The organism is Mycobacterium sp. ST-F2 (genome assembly GCF_001905655.1).
Classification (GTDB): Bacteria; Actinomycetota; Actinomycetes; order Mycobacteriales; family Mycobacteriaceae; genus Mycobacterium.
On the sequence record NZ_JMHT01000038.1, the window covers coordinates 1 to 17,576 of the forward strand.

The 17,576-nt window shown below is 66.0% G+C and carries 21 protein-coding genes and 2 pseudogenes; 11 read left to right on the top strand and 12 right to left on the bottom strand.

Annotated elements, in window-relative coordinates:
* Nucleotides 1-621 (top strand): annotated as a pseudogene (locus EB75_RS29310) (hypothetical protein); the annotation flags it as partial.
* Between the two features lie 24 nt (nt 622-645).
* Here the strand turns inward: EB75_RS29310 and EB75_RS15245 are convergent.
* Nucleotides 646-1,656 (bottom strand): 4-hydroxy-3-methylbut-2-enyl diphosphate reductase, encoded by a 1,011-nt coding sequence (locus tag EB75_RS15245; RefSeq protein ID WP_073696220.1) that lies wholly within the window; start codon nt 1,654-1,656, stop codon nt 646-648.
* A 53-nt stretch (nt 1,657-1,709) separates the two neighbouring features.
* Between EB75_RS15245 and EB75_RS15250 the strand changes: the two genes are divergently transcribed.
* The 4 genes from EB75_RS15250 (at nt 1,710) to EB75_RS15265 (ending at nt 4,870) form a co-directional block, all read left to right on the top strand.
* Nucleotides 1,710-2,294, top strand: a complete 585-nt coding sequence (locus EB75_RS15250) for a lipid droplet-associated protein (RefSeq protein WP_073696221.1) — start codon at nt 1,710-1,712, stop codon at nt 2,292-2,294.
* Between the two features lie 4 nt (nt 2,295-2,298).
* On the top strand, nt 2,299-3,531 hold the full coding sequence (gene xseA, locus EB75_RS15255; RefSeq protein ID WP_073696222.1) for an exodeoxyribonuclease VII large subunit: 1,233 nt from the start codon (nt 2,299-2,301) through the stop codon (nt 3,529-3,531).
* Entirely contained in the window at nt 3,518-3,730 is a 213-nt protein-coding gene (locus EB75_RS15260) for an exodeoxyribonuclease VII small subunit (protein ID WP_061003281.1), read from the top strand. The genes xseA and EB75_RS15260 overlap by 14 nt, the downstream gene beginning before the upstream one ends.
* A 63-nt stretch (nt 3,731-3,793) precedes the next feature.
* Entirely contained in the window at nt 3,794-4,870 is a 1,077-nt protein-coding gene (locus EB75_RS15265) for a 3-beta-hydroxysteroid dehydrogenase (RefSeq protein ID WP_073696223.1), read from the top strand.
* A 27-nt stretch (nt 4,871-4,897) separates the two neighbouring features.
* On the opposite strand, the gene EB75_RS15270 is transcribed toward EB75_RS15265, so the two are convergent.
* On the bottom strand, nt 4,898-5,173 hold the full coding sequence (locus EB75_RS15270) for a dsRBD fold-containing protein (RefSeq protein ID WP_029104721.1): 276 nt from the start codon (nt 5,171-5,173) through the stop codon (nt 4,898-4,900).
* A 151-nt stretch (nt 5,174-5,324) separates the two neighbouring features.
* On the opposite strand from EB75_RS15270, the gene EB75_RS15275 reads away from it, so the two are divergent.
* Genes EB75_RS15275 through EB75_RS15285 form a run of 3 tightly spaced genes read left to right on the top strand, consistent with a single transcriptional unit; the run spans nt 5,325 to nt 8,641 of the window.
* Complete coding sequence (locus EB75_RS15275) at nt 5,325-6,875, top strand: arylsulfatase (RefSeq protein ID WP_073696224.1); 1,551 nt, start codon at nt 5,325-5,327, stop codon at nt 6,873-6,875.
* Nucleotides 6,876-7,769, top strand: coding sequence for an HAD family hydrolase (locus tag EB75_RS15280; RefSeq protein WP_073696225.1), 894 nt, complete (start codon nt 6,876-6,878; stop codon nt 7,767-7,769).
* A complete protein-coding gene (locus tag EB75_RS15285; protein WP_073696226.1) occupies nt 7,766-8,641 on the top strand; it encodes a formylglycine-generating enzyme family protein in 876 nt (291 codons plus the stop codon). The genes EB75_RS15280 and EB75_RS15285 overlap by 4 nt, the downstream gene beginning before the upstream one ends.
* A 10-nt stretch (nt 8,642-8,651) precedes the next feature.
* On the opposite strand, the gene EB75_RS15290 is transcribed toward EB75_RS15285, so the two are convergent.
* Entirely contained in the window at nt 8,652-9,221 is a 570-nt protein-coding gene (locus EB75_RS15290) for a TIGR03086 family metal-binding protein (RefSeq protein WP_073696227.1), read from the bottom strand.
* Between the two features lie 93 nt (nt 9,222-9,314).
* Between EB75_RS15290 and EB75_RS15295 the strand changes: the two genes are divergently transcribed.
* The gene (locus EB75_RS15295; RefSeq protein ID WP_082762317.1) at nt 9,315-9,905 is read left to right on the top strand and encodes a CGNR zinc finger domain-containing protein; all 591 of its coding nucleotides are present in this window, start codon (nt 9,315-9,317) and stop codon (nt 9,903-9,905) included.
* 108 nt (nt 9,906-10,013) lie between these two features.
* On the opposite strand, the gene EB75_RS15300 is transcribed toward EB75_RS15295, so the two are convergent.
* The 3 genes from EB75_RS15300 to EB75_RS15310 all read right to left on the bottom strand — a co-directional run bounded on the left by EB75_RS15300 (nt 10,014) and on the right by EB75_RS15310 (nt 12,065).
* A complete protein-coding gene (locus tag EB75_RS15300) occupies nt 10,014-11,045 on the bottom strand; it encodes an NAD-dependent epimerase/dehydratase family protein (RefSeq protein ID WP_061010704.1) in 1,032 nt (343 codons plus the stop codon).
* A gap of 7 nt (nt 11,046-11,052) precedes the next feature.
* Nucleotides 11,053-11,292: a hypothetical protein gene (locus EB75_RS15305; RefSeq protein ID WP_061001726.1), complete on the bottom strand. Its 240-nt coding sequence runs from the start codon at nt 11,290-11,292 to the stop codon at nt 11,053-11,055.
* Between the two features lie 176 nt (nt 11,293-11,468).
* On the bottom strand, nt 11,469-12,065 hold the full coding sequence (locus EB75_RS15310) for a redoxin domain-containing protein (RefSeq protein ID WP_234785598.1): 597 nt from the start codon (nt 12,063-12,065) through the stop codon (nt 11,469-11,471).
* A 55-nt stretch (nt 12,066-12,120) separates the two neighbouring features.
* Here EB75_RS15310 and EB75_RS15315 point away from each other — a divergent pair, with 55 nt between their 5' ends.
* Nucleotides 12,121-12,747, top strand: a complete 627-nt coding sequence (locus EB75_RS15315; RefSeq protein ID WP_061001728.1) for a TetR/AcrR family transcriptional regulator — start codon at nt 12,121-12,123, stop codon at nt 12,745-12,747.
* 19 nt (nt 12,748-12,766) lie between these two features.
* On the opposite strand, the pseudogene EB75_RS15320 reads toward EB75_RS15315, so the two are convergent.
* The 4 genes and pseudogenes from EB75_RS15320 to EB75_RS15335 form a co-directional block, all read right to left on the bottom strand.
* Nucleotides 12,767-13,003 (bottom strand): annotated as a pseudogene (locus tag EB75_RS15320) (anti-sigma factor family protein); the annotation flags it as partial.
* Nucleotides 13,000-13,635 (bottom strand): RNA polymerase sigma factor, encoded by a 636-nt coding sequence (locus EB75_RS15325; RefSeq protein ID WP_073696298.1) that lies wholly within the window; start codon nt 13,633-13,635, stop codon nt 13,000-13,002. The gene EB75_RS15325 and the pseudogene EB75_RS15320, both read right to left, overlap by 4 nt.
* Nucleotides 13,636-13,656: 21 nt before the next feature.
* Nucleotides 13,657-14,373, bottom strand: a complete 717-nt coding sequence (locus tag EB75_RS15330) for a flavodoxin family protein (RefSeq protein ID WP_234790325.1) — start codon at nt 14,371-14,373, stop codon at nt 13,657-13,659.
* Nucleotides 14,366-14,869 carry a YkgB family protein gene (locus EB75_RS15335; protein WP_073696229.1) on the bottom strand — a complete coding sequence of 168 codons (504 nt, stop codon included), beginning with the start codon at nt 14,867-14,869 and terminating at the stop codon, nt 14,366-14,368. Before EB75_RS15335 ends, EB75_RS15330 begins: the two co-directional genes overlap by 8 nt.
* Nucleotides 14,870-15,153: 284 nt before the next feature.
* Between EB75_RS15335 and EB75_RS15340 the strand changes: the two genes are divergently transcribed.
* Nucleotides 15,154-15,498 carry a hypothetical protein gene (locus tag EB75_RS15340; RefSeq protein ID WP_073696230.1) on the top strand — a complete coding sequence of 115 codons (345 nt, stop codon included), beginning with the start codon at nt 15,154-15,156 and terminating at the stop codon, nt 15,496-15,498.
* A gap of 40 nt (nt 15,499-15,538) precedes the next feature.
* Here EB75_RS15340 and EB75_RS30170 read toward each other — a convergent pair whose 3' ends face one another.
* Both EB75_RS30170 and EB75_RS15350 read right to left on the bottom strand, forming a co-directional pair.
* Nucleotides 15,539-16,786 (bottom strand): GNAT family N-acetyltransferase, encoded by a 1,248-nt coding sequence (locus EB75_RS30170; protein WP_336470597.1) that lies wholly within the window; start codon nt 16,784-16,786, stop codon nt 15,539-15,541.
* A gap of 173 nt (nt 16,787-16,959) precedes the next feature.
* Nucleotides 16,960-17,454, bottom strand: a complete 495-nt coding sequence (locus tag EB75_RS15350; RefSeq protein WP_286150207.1) for a DUF417 family protein — start codon at nt 17,452-17,454, stop codon at nt 16,960-16,962.
* Nucleotides 17,455-17,576 lie beyond the last annotated feature (122 nt).

Sequence of the window (17,576 nt, forward strand, 5' to 3'; positions counted from 1 at the left end):
CGTCGGCCCGACCAAAAAGCCGCCCCCCCCGCCGGTCTCGCCGCGACGCTGTCGGCCAAGCTCACCAAGCTGACGACAGGCCAGACGCCCCGCAGCTCCCGTACCCGTGCCACCTCGTCGCGTCGTTCGGCGGCGGAGTCGCCGCGCCGCAGCGCTGCCGACCCGCAGCGCGCACCGCGTCCGTCCCGCGCCCGGGCACAGGCCGGCGACACCGAGCTGATCGAACCGGTGCCCGGCCAGATGCGCCGGCCGCGGCCCGCACGTCCCCGCCCGGCCGCCACCGACTCGTACGCGGTGCCCGACGAGCCGCGGCGCCGTCCCCGTCCGGCCGGCGAGCCGCGCCGCGCCCCGCAGGAGCGCTACGACTACCGGGAGCCACGCGAGCGGGACCGCTATGAACGACCGCAGCGCCCGTCCGCGGCCGAGCCGCGGCGGCGTCGCTACGCCGACGATCCGTACGAGCCCGGCGACCGCTACCAGTCGCCGGCCCGCCCGTCGCGCAACGCACCACCCAGCGGCGCCCACCACCCCGTCTCCCGGGTGCGGTACCGCGGTGCCGACGACGATGCGGCAGCCGAGCCGCGCGAACGCCGGCCGCGCCAGCCCCACAACTGGGACTGACCGACCGCGTCTGCGTTCGAAGAACTAGTGCCGGGCGGGACGAATCTCGCGCGGCAGCGCGAACACCAGCGTCTCGTTGGCAGTGGTGACCGGCTGGACGGTGTCGTAGCCGAATTCCGCGAGGCGCTCGAGCACGCCGCGCACCAGGATTTCCGGTACCGACGCGCCTGAGGTGACGCCGACGGTCGTGACACCCTCGAGCCAGCCCGGGTCGATGTCCTCGGCGTAGTCGACGAGCTTCGCGGCGTTGGAGCCGGCGTTCAGGGCCACCTCGACCAGACGAACCGAGTTGGACGAGTTCCGTGAGCCGACGACGATCACGAGTTCGCACTCGGGAGCCATCGCCTTGACCGCGACCTGGCGGTTCTGGGTGGCGTAGCAGATGTCGTCGCTGGGCGGGTCCTGCAGCGTCGGGAACTTCTCCCGCAGCCGTCGGACGGTCTCCATGGTCTCGTCGACGCTCAGCGTGGTCTGGGACAGCCAGATGACCTTGTTCGGGTCGCGGACGGTCACCTTGTCGACGGCGTCCGGGTTGTCGACGACCTGCACGTGCTCGGGCGCCTCGCCGGCGGTGCCGACGACCTCTTCGTGGCCCTCATGGCCGACCAGGAGGATGTCGTAGTCGTCGCGGGCGAAGCGCTTGGCCTCGTTGTGCACCTTGGTGACCAGCGGGCAGGTGGCGTCGATGGTCCGCAGATTGCGGGCGGCGGCCTCCTCGTGCACCGTCGGCGCGACGCCGTGGGCGGAGAACACCACGATGGCACCCTCGGGCACCTCTTCGGTCTGTTCGACGAACACCGCACCGGCCTTGGCCAGCGTGTCCACCACGTAGCGGTTGTGCACGATCTCGTGGCGCACGTACACGGGAGCGCCGTGCTTCTCCAGCGCGCGCTCCACGGTCTCGACGGCGCGGTCCACGCCGGCGCAGTAGCCACGCGGCTCGGCGAGCAGCACGCGCTTGCCGGTTTTGCTCATAGCTTCTCCGGCGACCGAAACGGTGGCGCCGGGAATGCCCATATTGATGGTCGGTGGCATAGCACAAGGGTACTGATCACCGCAGGGCCACAGCCAGCCGTACTCTGGCAGGCATGTCTACTGCGCCCTACGGAGTCCGGCTGCTGGTCGGCGCGGCGGCGACCGCGCTCGAGGAGACCATTCGGCTCCCCCACACCATCCTGACCTACCCGATGACGCTGGCCAGTCAGCTCGCCCAGCTGGTCATGAAAATGCAGCAGGACCTGGCCGAACTGGTCAACAAGGGCGACGAGACCCTGGAGCAGTGGTTCCCGCCCAAGGACGAGCAGCCGGAATGGGCCACATTCGACGAAGATCTGCTGGAGCCCGCGACACCCGACGCAGCGACAGCCCCCACAGAGAAGCTCGACGGCGCCCGCCTGACCGAGGGCCGGTTCGCGCTGTACAGCACCGGTGCCGCCGAGGCCCCGAAGCCGACGACCAACGGCGCGGCCGCCAACGGAGCGAGCGTCGTGACCCCCGCGATCGTCGAGGACCTGGACTACGCCGAGCTGACCCTGGCCCAGCTGCGGGCCCGGCTCCCCCAGCTCAAGGTGGACGACCTCGAGGCGCTGCTGACCTACGAGAACAACACCAAGTCCCGCGCGCCGTTCCAGACGCTGCTGGCCAACAGGATCACCCGCGCGACCGCGAAGTGATGCGGTGACAGCTGCCGAGATCCCGAACTCGGCCGAGAATCCGTGGCCGGTCCGGGCGGTGTCCACCCGCGTGGCCAAGTACATCGACCGGCTCGGCACCATCTGGATCGAGGGCCAGCTCACCGAGCTGAAGCTGCGTCAGTCGACGGCCTGGATGGTGCTGCGCGACCCGGCTGCCGACATGTCATTGTCTGTCAGCTGCCCGCGCGCCCTGGTCGACGACGCCCCCGTGCCGTTGTCCGAGGGCACCCAGGTGATCATGCTGGGCAAGCCGCAGTTCTACACCCGCAACGGCTCATTCTCGTTGCGGATCAGCCAGATTCGCGCCGTCGGCATCGGTGAGCTGCTGGCCCGCATCGACCGCCTGCGCCGGCTGCTCGATGCCGAGGGCCTGTTCGACCCACGACTCAAGCGCCCGATCCCCTTCCTGCCCAACACGATTGGGCTCATCACCGGCCGCGCGTCGGCCGCTGAGCACGACGTCGTCACCGTGGCCCAAAGCCGTTGGCCCGCAGTCCACTTCGATATCCGCAACGCTGCGGTGCAGGGCACCAACGCAGTGCCGCAGATCGTCGAGGCCCTACGTGCGCTGGACGCCGCGCCGCACGTCGACGTCATCGTGATCGCGCGCGGTGGCGGCAGTGTCGAGGACCTGCTGCCGTTCTCCGACGAGACGCTGTGCCGCGAGATCGCGGCCTGCACCACGCCGGTGGTGAGCGCCGTCGGGCACGAACCGGACAACCCGCTGTGCGACCTGGTCGCCGACCTGCGGGCGGCCACGCCGACCGATGCGGCCAAACGCGTCGTCCCCGATGCCGCCGCCGAGCAGGCGCTGGTGACCGACCTGCGGCGGCGCAGCGCGCAGGCCCTGCGCAACTGGGTGCACCGCGAGGAGCGCTTCATCGGTCAGCTGCGCGGCCGCCCGGTGCTGGCGCAGCCGCTGCAGGCGCTGGACGCCCACGCCGCGGAGATCACCCGGGCGGTGGCGGCCGCGCGCCGCGACATCCGGCGGCTCATCGCCACCGAAACCGACCATGTCGGGCATCTGTCGGCCCGGCTGGCCACGCTCGGGCCGGCCGCGACACTGGCCCGCGGGTATGCCGTGGTGCAGAACCTGTCAGCCGGCGGTGCGGTCCTGCGGTCGGCGCAGGATGCCCCGGCGGGAACCAGACTCCGAATCCGGGTGGCCGACGGCGCCGTCACGACCGTGAGCGAAGGAATATATGACGAACATTAGTCAGCTTGGCTACGAGGCTGCCCGCGACGAACTGATCGAGGTCGTCCGCAAACTGGAAGCAGGCGGACTCGACCTCGACACCTCGCTCCAGCTCTGGGAAAGGGGCGAACAACTGGCAAAACGGTGCGAAGAGCACCTGGCCGGCGCCCGCAAGAAAGTCGAAGACGCGCTCGCCTCGGGCGCCGACGACGAAAATTGATCAGTGCGGTAATTTCTCCCGCGCTCTGTTAACTGGAACACGTTTCAGTTATGCTCCTGCACCATGCGTGATGCTTCCCTGACCACAGACCTCGGCCGCGTGTTGGTAACCGGCGGGTCTGGCTTCGTCGGCGCCAACCTGGTGACCGAACTGCTCGGCCGTGGCCACCACGTCCGGTCGTTCGACCGGGCGCCGTCGCCGCTGCCGGCCAACCCGAACCTGGAGACGCTGGTCGGCGACATCACCAACGTTGACGACGTCGACGCCGCAGTCCAGGGCATCGACACGATCATCCACACCGCGGCGATCATCGACCTGATGGGCGGCGCATCCGTCACCGACGAATACCGCAACCGCAGCTTCGGCGTGAATGTCGGCGGCACCGAGAACCTAGTGAAGCTGGGCCGGGCCGCGGGCGTCAAGCGCTTCGTCTACACCGCGTCGAACAGCGTGGTCATGGGTGGGCAGGACATCCAGAACGGCGACGAGACCATGCCGTACACCGCCCGCTTCAACGACCTGTACACCGAGACCAAGGTCGCCGCCGAGAAGTTCGTGCTGTCACAGAACGGCGTCGACGGCATGCTCACCTGTTCCATCCGGCCCAGCGGTATCTGGGGCCGCGGCGACCAGACCATGTTCCGCAAGGTGTTCGAGAACATCCTCGCCGGCCACGTCAAGGTGCTGGTGGGCAACAAGAACATCAAGCTGGACAATTCCTACGTGCACAACCTGATCCACGGTTTCATCCTGGCGGGCGAGCACCTGGTGCCCGGCGGTACCGCACCCGGGCAGGCCTACTTCATCAACGACGGCGAACCGCTCAACATGTTCGAGTTCGCCCGGCCCGTCATCGTCGCGTGCGGCCGCAAGCTGCCCACCTTCTACGTCTCCGGCAAGCTCGTGCACCGCGTGATGATGGCCTGGCAGTGGCTGCATTTCCGGTTCGCCCTGCCCGAGCCGCTGATCGAGCCGCTGGCGGTCGAGCGCCTCTACCTGAACAACTACTTCTCGATCGCCAAGGCCAAGCGCGACCTCGGCTACGAGCCGCTGTTCAACACCGAGCAGGCCATGAAGGAATGCATGCCGTACTACGTCGACCTCTTCCGCCAGATGGAAGCGGCCGAAGCCACGAAGTAGTTGTACGCCCGTGTGCCTCTACCGATTTCAGCGGTAGAGGTGCACCGGGTGCTGCGTTGATTTCTCGATGTTCGCCGACGCGGCCATGAGCAGATCGGTGCCGAGCGCGATGAGCGCGCGGGCGGCCGCGATCTCCTCGCCGACGAGCGGCGCACTCGGGTCTTTGGGATTGCGGTAGGCATCCCCCGTCGTGGTGAGGGTGTCGTCCCGCAGCCGGGCGTGTGCGGAGGCGTGGGTGTGGACATCGTCCTCGAAGAACTCGATCTCGACGTGCCACTTGTTGGTCAGATCCTTGTCGTACATGTCGATCACCTTCCCTAAGTAAGCGTGCGCCTCCCGCCGCCCGTTGACCAGTACCGATTTCCCTTGCTGGCCGAACGGGCGCCGGAATCGCAGACCCACCCGTAAAGTCGAACGGGCACAGGAAATTCCGTTTCGAACGAGGAGCTCTGTCATGCCCGACGGCAAACCCAACATCCTGGTGATCTGGGGCGACGACATCGGCATCAGCAACCTGAGTTGTTACAGCGACGGCCTCATGGGCTACCGCACCCCGAACATCGACCGCATCGCCGCCGAGGGCATGCGCTTCACCGACTCCTACGGCGAGCAAAGCTGCACCGCGGGCCGGGCGGCGTTCATCAGCGGGCAGAGCGTGTATCGCACCGGGATGAGCAAAGTCGGCGTGCCGGGCGTCGACATCGGTTGGGCCGCAGAGGATCCGACAATCGCCGAGCTGCTCAAGCCGATGGGCTACGCCACCGGGCAGTTCGGCAAAAACCACTTCGGCGACTTGAACAAGTACCTGCCGACCGTGCACGGGTTCGACGAGTTCTACGGCAACCTGTACCACCTCAACGCCGAGGAGGAGCCCGAGCAGTTCGACTATCCGCACAAGGATCAGTTCCCGCTGCTGTACGAGAAGGCGCTGCCACGCGGCGTGATGAACTGCAAGGCCACCACCGAGGTCTCGACCGAGCCCGACGACCCGAAGTTCGGACCCGTCGGCAAGCAGACCATCGAGGACACCGGCCCGCTCACCGCCAAGCGGATGGAAACCATCGACGACGACATCGCCGACCGCACCGTCGACTACATCAAGCGCCAGCACGAGGCGGGCAACCCGTTCTTCGTGTGGTGCAACTTCACGCACATGCATCTGTACACACACGTGAAGCCCGAGAGCCGCGGGCAAGCCGGCATCTGGCAGTCCGAGTACCACGACGCGATGATCGACCACGACAAGAACGTCGGCACGGTGCTGGACGTCCTGGACGAGCTGGGCATCGCCGACGACACCATCGTCATCTACTCCACCGACAACGGCCCGCACCGCAACACGTGGCCCGACGCCGGCACCACGCCGTTCCGCAGCGAGAAGAACACCAACTGGGAGGGCGCCTTCCGGGTGCCGGAGATGATCCGCTGGCCCGGAAAGATCAAGGCGGGCACCGTCTCCAACGACATCATCCAGCACCACGACTGGCTGCCGACGCTGCTGGCCGCCGCGGGCGACCCCGATATCGCCGAGAAGCTCAAGAAGGGCCACAAGGCCGGTGCCGACGGCGAGACCGAGTACAAGGTCCACATCGATGGGTTCAATCTGCTGCCGTATCTGATGGGCGAGGTCGAGCACAGCCCGCGCCGGGGCTTCTTCTACTTCAACGACGACGCGGAGCTGGTCGCGATGCGTTTCGAGAACTGGAAGATCGTCTTCGCCGAGCAGCGCTGCCAAGGCACCCTGCGGATTTGGGCCGAGCCGTTCACGCCGCTGCGGGTGCCCAAGCTGTTCAACCTGCGCACCGACCCCTACGAGTACGCCGACATCACGTCGAACACGTACTACGAGTGGTTCCTGCGGCGCGACTTCTTCGCCTTCTACGCGACGGCGATGGCCGCGGCATTCCTCGACACCTTCAAGGAGTTCCCGCCGCGGCACCCACCGGCCAGCTTCAGCATCGACCAGATCGTCGAGAAGCTGCACCAGTTCCTGGCGGCCGACTAGGTGTTGGAGTCCTGGAACAACGGCCCGACCAAGTCGGCGATCGTCGACTTCGTCGGGCGGGTCATCACCGAAGGTCCGGATTTCGTTGTGCCGCAAGACCGGATCGCGGTCTTCGACAACGACGGCACACTGTGGTGCGAGAAGCCGGCGTACGCCCAGCTGGATTTCCTGGTGCGCCGGCTGGCGGTTCAGGCCGCTGCCGATCCGTCGCTGGCCGCACGTCAGCCGTACACCGCGGCCGTGTCCGGCGACCTGGCCTGGTTCGGCGACGCCGTCACCAAGCACTACCAGGGTGATGACAGTGATCTGACGGTGCTTGCTACGGGCGTCCTTTCGGCGCACTCCGGGATCACCGTCGAGGAACACGCTGCGCGGGTGTCAGCGTTCTTCGCCGAGGCCCACCATCCGACCCTGGACCGCCCGTACACGCAGTGCGGCTACGTGCCGATGATCGAGCTGCTGCGGTACCTGGAGTCGAACGCGTTCACCTGCTACATCGTCTCCGGCGGCGGGCGCGACTTCATGCGACCCGTCACCGACGGCATGTACGGGATCCCGCCCGAGCGCGTCGTGGGCAGCTCAGTGGGCGTCACGTTCGCCGACGGCGATCTGGTAACGACGGCGCAGCCCGAGTTCCTCAACGACGGTCCGGTCAAGCCGGTGCGAATCTGGAGCCGTACCGGACGACGGCCGATCTTCGCAGCCGGGAATTCCAACGGTGACATCGAAATGCTGCAGTACACCAAGGGCTTTCGGCTGCTGGTGCGGCACGACGACACCGAACGCGAGTTCGCCTACGACGCTGGCGCCGAGAAGGCACTGAAGTTGGCGGAGTCCGAAAGCTGGACCGTCGCCAGCATGCAGTCCGACTGGGCCGAGGTGTTCCCCCGTTGACCCTGGTCTGGGTACCGGGGCAGACGACGGTGCTGGGCTCCGACGCGCACTACGCCGAAGAAGCCCCGGCCCGCGAGGTGACGGTCGACGGCTTCTGGATCCAGCCCCATCAGGTGACCAACGCGGACTTCGCGGCATTCGTCGAAGCCACCGGCTACGTCACCGTCGCCGAACGGCCGCTCAACGCCGCCGACTATCCGGGCGCTCCGGCGGAGAACCTGCAACCCGGCTCCATGGTGTTCCGCCGCACCCCGGGCCCCGTCGACCTGCGTCACCTCAGCCAGTGGTGGACATGGACGCCGGGCGCCTGCTGGAACCATCCGCGCGGCCCGAAGTCGTCACTGCGGAACCGCGAGCAGCACCCCGTCGTGCACGTGGCATTCGAGGACGCCGCCGCGTACACCGACTGGGCCGGGCTGGCCCTGCCCACCGAGGCGCAGTGGGAGGTCGCGGCCCGCGGAGGCCTGGACCGCGCCACCTACACGTGGGGCGACGAACCCGAGCAGCCCGGGCAACAGCTGGCCAACTTCTGGCACGGCGAATTCCCGTATCTGCCCGACACCGGCTACGGCCAGACCACACCGGTGGGCAGCTTCCCGCCGAACGCCTACGGCCTGTTCGACATGGCCGGCAACGTCTGGGAATGGACCACCGACTTCTACGGGGACACCCGAGACGCCCGGCCCTGTTGCGCCGCAGACAGTTACGACCCTGACCAACCGGGGACGCCGGTAGCCCGCCGGGTGATCAAGGGCGGCTCATTCCTGTGCGCCGACAGTTACTGCCTGCGCTACCGGCCGGCAGCCCGTCGTCCACAAGCCGTCGATACGGGGATGAGTCATGTCGGCTTCCGGTGCGTGCGGAACGGGTGAGGTAGCCGAATCAAAGTGGATTGCGGCCGGCGAAGGCGATGACCCGCTGCGTCGGACTGGCGTCGCCACCCAATTCAACCCCCGGACCGAACAAGCCCTGGGGTTGTAGAGCGGGCACAAGTGCTGCACCTACGCCCTCTGCCAGCGCAGCCTCAGCGTCATCGAATTCGACCGTTCGTCCCACGGCGACCGCAAGATCCCAGCTGTGGATGAGCGTCGAGTAGGTGATGATGCTGATCGCCTCGGCCGCCGGCATCGATCCGAGCACCGTGGTGACCGGATGCTGCCAGTCACCGATGGTGGCCCACGCACGTTGGGAACGGCCGATCGACTGCTCAGCAACCGCCAACGGGTCCGACCCCAAAATATCAGCGCCACTGAACAATTCCGCTTCCGTCGGCCCGCTGCCGCCATCGACGGCGGCCGCAAAAGCATCGATCGAGGAGATGGTGTGGCTCAGCAGCGACCGCACCGTCCATCCCGCGCACGGACTCGACAGGTCGAGGTCCGACGCCGTCAACGTCGACACGAGACCGACCAGTCGGGCATCGGCCCCCGAGAGCAATTCAACAGGTCCCATCACAACGCCACCTAACGTTAGTAGTTGCTATTTACCGTTATGGTTCTACGCGACAGCGGCTAACGTTGTCAACGGAGTGCTACCGTTAATTCGGTGGCAGCCACATCGAGACTGGAGCGCGCGCAGCGCGCCGGTTTTCCCGTGGCAGGAGAGCCATTGGCCGTGGATTTGGCCGACACGATCATCACGGTGACCACTCCGGCCACCGACCTGCTCGCCGACGAAGCGGCCTGCCGACTCTGGTGGGACCTCCAGCGCGACCGCCTGCCAGACACCGCGTCGGCTCCGCCGCTGCGACAGACCATCGAGCTACGCGAGGCCATTCGCGAGATCCTCGACGCCCAGATTGCCGGCACACCGCCGAGCCGTGCCGCAGTAAGTCACGTGAACCAATCCGCCGCCGGCGTCCTCCGCACGAGGAGGCTGGTGCGCGTCCCCGCTGGATGGGCATCGGAAACCGAATACCACCCGACCACCGACCAGTCGCACCAGCTTGCTGTGGCGCTCGTAGCAGACAGCCTCATCGACTTTCTGGTCGGACCGACGTCACAGCGACTTCGCCGTTGCCAAAACCCTGCTTGCAGTATGCTTTTCGTGGCGCAGGACGCGCGCCGAAAATTCTGCACGCAAAACATCTGCGCCAATCGGATGCGTGCGGCGCGGCACTACCAGCGCCACCACTGACGGCTACCATGCCACCCTGCGGAGACTGCGGCCACATTTGAATGCTGCAAGCACCAAGGGTTTTCGGCTGCTGATGTTGCACGACGATGCCGACCGCGAGAGAGAAGGTCAGTCCCGCAGTGGCGCAAAGGCGAAGTCGCGCAGCCCGTCTCGTGGGTGAATCGCGGCGGTGAAACCGAGTTCCTGGGTGGCGCATACGGGATCGGCAACGATATGGCGGACGTCGCCGCTGCGGTACTGACCAGTGACCTTGGGCTGCGGGGCATTGCGGGCAGCGCATAACTGCTCAGCCACTTCACGAATCGTGATCGGGTGTCCGGAACACACGTTGAAGGCCGTGAAGCCGCCGTGGTCGTATGTCGTCGCGGCGACGTTGGCCGCGGCCACGTCGTCAACATGGACGAAGTCGCGCATCTGCCCGCCGTCTTCGTAAACGTCTGGGACGGAACCATTTTCCAAGGCTGAGCGGAAGATGGCCGCCACCCCGGAGTACGGCGTATCCCGGGGCATACCCGGGCCGTAAACATTGTGGTAGCGCAGTGCGACGACCGACCCACCCACCGCGTCGGCCCAGGCCAGCGCGTAGTGCTCCTGCGCCGCCTTACTTGCCGCGTAGAGGCTGCGCGGCCGCAGCGGGGCATCCTCCCCCACCGTGCGCCAATGCAACTCTTCGCCACCTAACGGACAGCGGTGCTCGAATACGCCCGCGTCCAGGTCCGACTGGCGGCGCGGCAACGGCTCAACCAGCCCGTGTCGCGCACATTCGTAGCTCCCCTGGCCGTAGACCACCATCGACGACGCCAGCACCAGACGCCGGCACCCCGCGGCGTACATCTGGGCCAGGAGCACCGTCGTGCCGAAGTCGTTGTGACTGCCGTAGGACGGTGCGTCGGCGGCATTGACGCCCGCGCCGACCACGGCAGCCTGGTGGCAGACCATGTCGATGCCCTTGAGCAGCCCGGCCAACGCCTCGGCATCACGTACGTCCTGTATCCGGCAGCCATCGGGCGGCAGGGCACCGTCGCCATGCGCAGCGCTGAGCATGGCGTCAATGGCGACAACCTCGTGCCCGGCGGCGGTCAACGCCGCCCAGATGCGCGAACCGATGAAACCGGCGGCGCCGGTCAGGAGTATCCGCACGGTGCTGTCAGCAGCCGTCCGGGCAGACGACATCAACGAGGGCAGACGCGGCTCCGCCGTCCAGCTTTCGAACATTGCTCACCGAGCACGCGGTGAGCGGAGCCGTCGGCGTCTGGTTGATCTGCACGAGATAGCCTTCCGCTCGCAGATCGTTGATCACCGCGTCCGCCGGCGCTGCCGACGCGACCGGAGCGAACGCCACCATCGCAAGAGCGGCTGCACCCATGCCCATGATCACTGACTTCATCACAGCACTCTTTCGTTGTCTTCCAATAGAATTCGTGTGCATCAACGCGGTTCTCACCGGCGAGAACCGCCCGCCGAAGGCGGCAATACCACTGTAATGCAGTAACTTTCGTGAGATTCTTACCGATTGGTGACCATCCCGACGAGTTCCCGGCCTGGCCGCGATCACTCTGTCGATCAAGCGCCCGCGCCGCCGGCAACCGCCCTCACCGCAGCGACAATGTCATCGATCAGCGGGATGTCGGCCGCAGTGACGGCGTGATGGGCGTAAACAATGCGTCCGTCACGGTCCACGACGAAGGTGCCGCGGCCCTGCAGGACATCCGACGTCACCTTGCCTGCGCGGCTACCCGAGCGCAGCACGCGGATCAGGCGCATCGGAGAGAACATGGCATACCGCCCGAGCGAAAAGCGCTCGACTTCCGTGGCACGCTCAAGCTCCTGTTGCGGGTCACTGAGGCAGTCGGCGGTGATGCCGCGCTGCGCACAGGACGCACATACCGTGTCGATGTCATCGCGATAGACGATGGCCACGCGGGCGCCTGCCGCCGCGAGTTGATCGCCGGCCTGCTCGAGGTCGCGGGCAGCCTGCTGACAGAACGGGCACCACAACCGGTGAAACGCCACCACAGCAGGTCCTGTCGCAATCAACTGCGCGACCGTGACGTCCCCGTCCGCCGATGTCACGGCGACATCGACCGGAAAGCGTTCTCCAACAAAAAGACTCACCGCGCCCTCCAAACGAATGTCAAGTGAATGACCGGCGACAGCCACACTCAAGATTTCTGTACTCTACAGTACAAAGTTGATCGCTTGATAGCGTCATCGAGTGATCACCGAGCCGACGACCGACCGTGGCCGCGCGACGGTGGCCCGAATCTTGGAGGCGGCATGTGTCTTGTTCGCCCGTCAGGGAGTGCGGGCGACGACTCTCGATGAGATCGGCGGCGCCGCCGGTGCGGGGCGCAGCCAGCTGTACCACTTTTTCGCCGACAAGGCGGACTTGGTTTCCGACGTGGTCCGGTTCCAGGTCGACCGGGTGCTGTCGGCGGTCGAGCCGTCATTCGACAACGTCAACACGGCCGCCGATCTCCGCGCCTGGTGCGCCGACGCACTCCGCGCGCACGCATCTTCTGACGATCCCATCCGCTGCCCCATCGGATCGCTGGTCTACGAACTCGACCGCTCCGCCGATGGCCCGGCCCGTGCAGCGCTCAGGGCCGGGTTCGGCCGCTGGGAACAGGTGATCGGCGACGCCTTCCAGCGGGTGGCCGCCGACGGCGGGTTGCTGCCCGGCACCGATCCCGCTGTCCTGGCTGCCGGTCTACTCGCCGCCTACCAGGGCGGCATGTTGCTCGCGGACGTCAGTGGCGATGTCGCACCGCTGCAACACGCGCTGGATACGGCATTGGCAGCCGCTCTGGGGCCACCCCCCAAACGCAAGCGATCCCGGTAGCCGCGCGCCTGCCACTTCGGCGCCAGTTGCGAAATGCGTTGATGAGCCGATGCCGGAACTCCGGGTCGAGTTCGTCGGTGCCGATCTTGCCGACTGTGGCGACGGTGCTGCGGAACTGTTGGAGGTAGTTTTCGCAGCCGTCGCATTCGAGCAGATGCATGTCGAAGCGCGCCCGGTCCTCCAGGTCGAGGCTGCCGTCGAGGTAGGCCGTCACCAACTCGACGAGTTCGTTGCAGTCCATCGGGTTGGTGGTCATGCGGTATCCCTCAGATAGTCCTCGAGCACCTGCCGGACGGCGGCTCGGCCTCGGTGGAGCAAGACGCGCTGATTGGCAGCGCTGATCTCGAGCAGTTCGCAGACTTCGTCGGAGTCCAATCCCAGCATGTCACGCATCGTCACCACGACGCGCTGGCGTTCGGGAAGATTGTCGAGTCCCCGTCGCGCCACCATGATCAATTCCTCGCCGAGGACCGAACTCTCAGGGGTGTCCGGAAACGGCGCCGGCACTGCGGTCGGCAGCCAATGGCCGGGATGCGGGTCGTCGGTGCCGCGAAAGCGCGCCGGGTCGACGGTGCCACCAGTGAACGCCGCCACCGCAAGATCGGCATCCCGCCGCTCACGGATACCCCGGTTCTTGGCGATATTGATCAGAATCGCGAAAAGCCAAGTACGCAACGACGACCTGCCCTCGAACGAACCGATCCCCTTGAGCAACGCGATCCAGGTGTCCTGCACGACGTCTTCGGCGATCTCACGGGTCGGTACGTAACCCTGTGCGACCCGTAGCAGCGCCGGCGTATGCCGGTCCACCAGTTCGGCGAAAGCCGACTCGTCGCCGCGTTGCAACGCGGCGACGAGCGCACCTTCGTCACCTGCGATCCTGGTCATGATGACCGGGAGCATAGTCGCTCAGCGGTACTCCGGATTGGTGAAGTCGTACCGGCAACCGGCGTCCCATCCTGATCGCACATTGCCGTAGGCGGGGATGCCGCCGCCGGCGCGCAGCATCCGTGCCAGGTGCATCAGGTTCCACGTCATGAACGTGGTGTTGCGGTTGGTGAAGTCGTTCTCCGGCCCGCCCGAGCCGGGGTCCAGATAGGACGGGCCCGGACCTGCTTCACCGATCCAGCCGGCGTCGGCCTGCGGCGGAATGGTGTACCCGATGTGTTGCAAGGTGTAGAGCACGTTCTGCGCGCAGTGCTTGACACCGTCCTCGTTGCCGGTGATCAGGCAACCGCCGACCCGTCCGTAGTAGAGGTACTGCCCGGCGTCGTTGAGCAGATGCGAGCCGCCATAGAGCCGTTCGTGTACTTGCTTCATCACAGAACTGTTGTCGCCCAACCAGATCGGGCCGGCGAGCACCAGAATGTCAGCGGCCAGCACCTTGTCGAAGATCGCCGGCCAGTCGTCGGTCGCCCACCCGTGCTCGCGCATGTCGGGCCACACGCCGGTGGCGATGTCGTGGTCGACGGCGCGCACCACCTCGACGGCAACACCATTGGCGGCCATGATGCGACTGCTGATGTCGATCAGACCTTCGGTATTGCTCACCTCGGGCGATCTCTTGAGCGTGCAGTTGATGAACAGCGCACGCAGGCCGTCGAAGTCAGCAGGCCGATCAGACACGATCACCCTCCCGCCCGGCACCCAGCGCATCAGCCAATGTCCAGGCCGCAAGGCCAAGCAGTGCAACGTCTTTGATCAGGAACTGGCCCGTCATCGACAGCGCCGGGAAGCCGCCGGCGGCCGACTCGCCGATCCCGGGCGTGGTGAACAGGAAACTGATGGTCGCAACGAACAGCCCGACCGCGATCACGCTGCCGACAGCCGACACTTTCGGCCACCACGGCTTGACGGCAAGCAACACCGCAGTGCCGACCTCGAGCACGCCGAGCAGCGACGAGAACGTCGTCACGGAGAAGATGTCGTACAGCCAGCTCATGAACGGGCTGTGCGCGACGAGCGGCTGAATACCTTGCGCCTCATACGAAGTGAATTTCAGTAAGCCGATCCACCCGATCACGATGACAAGCCCGTAGCGAGCGAGATGGCCGGCGATTCGACTCACTATGGCCTCTGTTGTCAATGATTCGACTCGGGCCCGAATGTTCGTCGCGGTCATTGGTTTACCTCTTTCGGCTGTCTCGCGGCGGCCTGCCCGCCGACGATCACAGAACTGAGTGGGTCGCCGGCGCCCGAACGTTACGGCCCCCGGCCTCTGGCCGCGCGCACCACGGACGTGTGGGCCGACGGCCCGGTCGTTACGGGGAAAGTCCGCCGGCGACCGCGCGTCACAGAATCGTCAGATAGTCCCGTCGCGCGGCGATCCGTAACGGAGTGGGCCTTCGCCAACACTCAATCGGCGAATGGGCCACGGCCCCAACGACCAAACGAGGAGCGCACATCATGAGCAACACCGTCACAGCGAGCTTGGGCAAAGCCGCCCGCTGGACCGTCATCGCCGGCGCCGCCGTAGCCTTCGCGGGCGTGCCGAACGCCTCGGCCAACCCACCGATCCTGCCCACACCCGGCGACGGACCCGCCAGCACCGCTGTCCAGGAGCTGCAATCCGCGGGCTACAACGTCTCGTTCAACTGGCTCGAAGGGCACCCCAACGTCCCGTTGTCCGAATGCAAGGTCACCAGCATCTCCGGCCTGCGCGTAACGATGCAGGCAGACGGCATGACACTCATGGAACCCGCGCGGTTCGACACCGCCTACGTCGATATCACCTGCCCGAACGCAAAATAGGTCTCACTCGGCGCAGCATGCCGGCCGGCATGCTGCGCCGCTACAACACGCGCTCGAACCACACCTGGTCGCGCACGGCAATCCCGTCTGATGCCGTGCCGGCCGGGTAGCCCGAGTGCGGGCCGAAGGCGTCATGCACTACGCGACCGAGCCGGAATCCGCAGCGCTGGTAGAAACGCAGATTGCCAATATCTGCTGTCGCAGTGGCCAATTGGACTCGTCGGGCACCGCCGGCGCGAGCGTCATCGATCACCTGCTCGAGCAGGCGGCGCCCGACGCCGGCACCGCGGTGCGGCACAGCGACGGCCATGTTGGCCACCTCCCATGTTTCGCCGTGATCACTCACGGTGACTTGGATGTGTCCGACGACTTCGGCCGATCCGCGCATGGCGACCCAAACGCGCCCTGCACCGATGTAGCCGTCAAGTTTGCGCTCGGAATCCTCGGCCAGCCGGAACAGATCGATGAGAGCCCGCCGGTCTCCGTCGAACGGCACGATCCTCACCGGCTCCGCAAAATCCGTGCCCGCAGTTTCACTGCTGACGCACATTCCCTGCGCAGACACCAACTTCCAAGTACCGCTCCCGTTCTCACCCGAGCCTGACGCCTGGATCGGGCCGTCAACCGGCTTTATCAACATGGCGCGGGTGTACAACAGTTGGAAGCCGCGACGTTGGGCGTTCTCTTGCGACTTGGAGCCGGGCGCCGTGGTGATCACCGCAATATCGCAGCCGGCTTCCGCTGCGTCTGTCAGGCGCCGTGCCAGCAGTGCGTTCTGTATCCCGCGACGACGATACGCCGGAGCGGTTGCGGCACCGGTGAATTGAGCAATGCCCCCTGTGATCATCAGGCTCGCACCACCGGCAATCACGCCATCACATCGACCGACGTACATCGTGGCGCCGGCATCGTAGAAGTCGCGTTCGTCCCGCTCGATGGCTTCGTCGGAGAATTGCTCGTGGAAACCCACACCCTCATCGTCAGGATGGGCCGTACCTGCCACCACTACGTCCAACCAGGCGTCGAATTCTTCTGGGCCGCATACCCGTACGTCGATTCCCGGTGAGGTCGCCACCGGTAGCGCACAGTCAAGGCGCCGACCGAGGACGCACTCGTGCGCGACGAGCCGATAACCGCGGCGCGACAGCAGTACCGCGACCTCGCGGTCGGCGAGACTGGAAAGTTCTATCTGCGTGGGCGTTTCGCGTATCGCATATTCCAGCTCGATAGCGCCGAGAGCTACCGGGTCAAGCGCGCCATCGAAACCCAGCCCGACCACTTTGTTCATCGGTGATCCAGGTTCAGCGAAACATGCCACTCCGCCACCCAGCGGAGTGGCGAATCCCGACCTGTTGCGCTGCCGGGCGGGTGCACTCGCGAGTGCAATGAGCTGCGCCTCAGCGTGTTCGATGCGGCCGGCCAGAGACGTACTGCAGAACAATGATGTGTTGCTGTCCATGGTCAGCCACCCGAGTTCTGCTTCGCAGCGGGCGGCATACGACGACCGTCGAGCGCATCACCCAAGGTCCAGATGGCCACTCCGATGAGCACCAGATCCTTCAACAGAAACTGGCCGGGCAGAGCACCCAAAATCGGGATCGGGCCCGCATGTCCAACCACCAGACCCGGCGTGGTGAACAGGAAGCTCAGCGTTCCGACGAACAGCACCACCGCCATGGCACTACCCACGGCAGACAGCAGTGGCCACACCCGATGCAGTGCGATCAGGACCGCGGCGAGGATCTCGGCAGTACCTAGGGCCGTGGCCACAGCGCTGTGACTGAGCACCAGGTAGATCCAGGACATCAGCGGGTTGTGCTCAATCAGCACATGGGCTTCCATCTTGACGAACTTGCCCACACCGATCCACGCCAGCACGACGACCAATCCATACCGGGCCACTGCCTGCCCCAACCTGCTGATACGGCTCGATATGGCCGCGGGTTGAACAGACAACGGCTCGTCCTTCCACGATGCGATGAAAGCCCACTCCGGGCAATAAGCCAGTAGTGTACTTTCTAGTACATTTATCGTACGGGAGAGTACAGTACTGGTCGGCAACCGTGTCATCGATCGAT

Excerpts from the sequence above, each read along its gene's own strand:
- EB75_RS15245 (WP_073696220.1), bottom strand. The coding sequence starts at position 1,656 with ATGCCACCGACCATCAATATGGGCATTCCCGGCGCCACCGTTTCGGTC.
- EB75_RS15250 (WP_073696221.1), top strand. The coding sequence starts at position 1,710 with ATGTCTACTGCGCCCTACGGAGTCCGGCTGCTGGTCGGCGCGGCGGCG.
- EB75_RS15260 (WP_061003281.1), top strand. The coding sequence starts at position 3,518 with ATGACGAACATTAGTCAGCTTGGCTACGAGGCTGCCCGCGACGAACTG.
- EB75_RS15265 (WP_073696223.1), top strand. The coding sequence starts at position 3,794 with ATGCGTGATGCTTCCCTGACCACAGACCTCGGCCGCGTGTTGGTAACC.
- EB75_RS15270 (WP_029104721.1), bottom strand. The coding sequence starts at position 5,173 with ATGTACGACAAGGATCTGACCAACAAGTGGCACGTCGAGATCGAGTTC.
- EB75_RS15275 (WP_073696224.1), top strand. The coding sequence starts at position 5,325 with ATGCCCGACGGCAAACCCAACATCCTGGTGATCTGGGGCGACGACATC.
- EB75_RS15290 (WP_073696227.1), bottom strand. The coding sequence starts at position 9,221 with ATGGGACCTGTTGAATTGCTCTCGGGGGCCGATGCCCGACTGGTCGGT.
- EB75_RS15305 (WP_061001726.1), bottom strand. The coding sequence starts at position 11,292 with ATGAAGTCAGTGATCATGGGCATGGGTGCAGCCGCTCTTGCGATGGTG.
- EB75_RS15325 (WP_073696298.1), bottom strand. The coding sequence starts at position 13,635 with ATGACCAGGATCGCAGGTGACGAAGGTGCGCTCGTCGCCGCGTTGCAA.
- EB75_RS15335 (WP_073696229.1), bottom strand. The coding sequence starts at position 14,869 with ATGACCGCGACGAACATTCGGGCCCGAGTCGAATCATTGACAACAGAG.
- EB75_RS15340 (WP_073696230.1), top strand. The coding sequence starts at position 15,154 with ATGAGCAACACCGTCACAGCGAGCTTGGGCAAAGCCGCCCGCTGGACC.
- EB75_RS30170 (WP_336470597.1), bottom strand. The coding sequence starts at position 16,786 with ATGAACAAAGTGGTCGGGCTGGGTTTCGATGGCGCGCTTGACCCGGTA.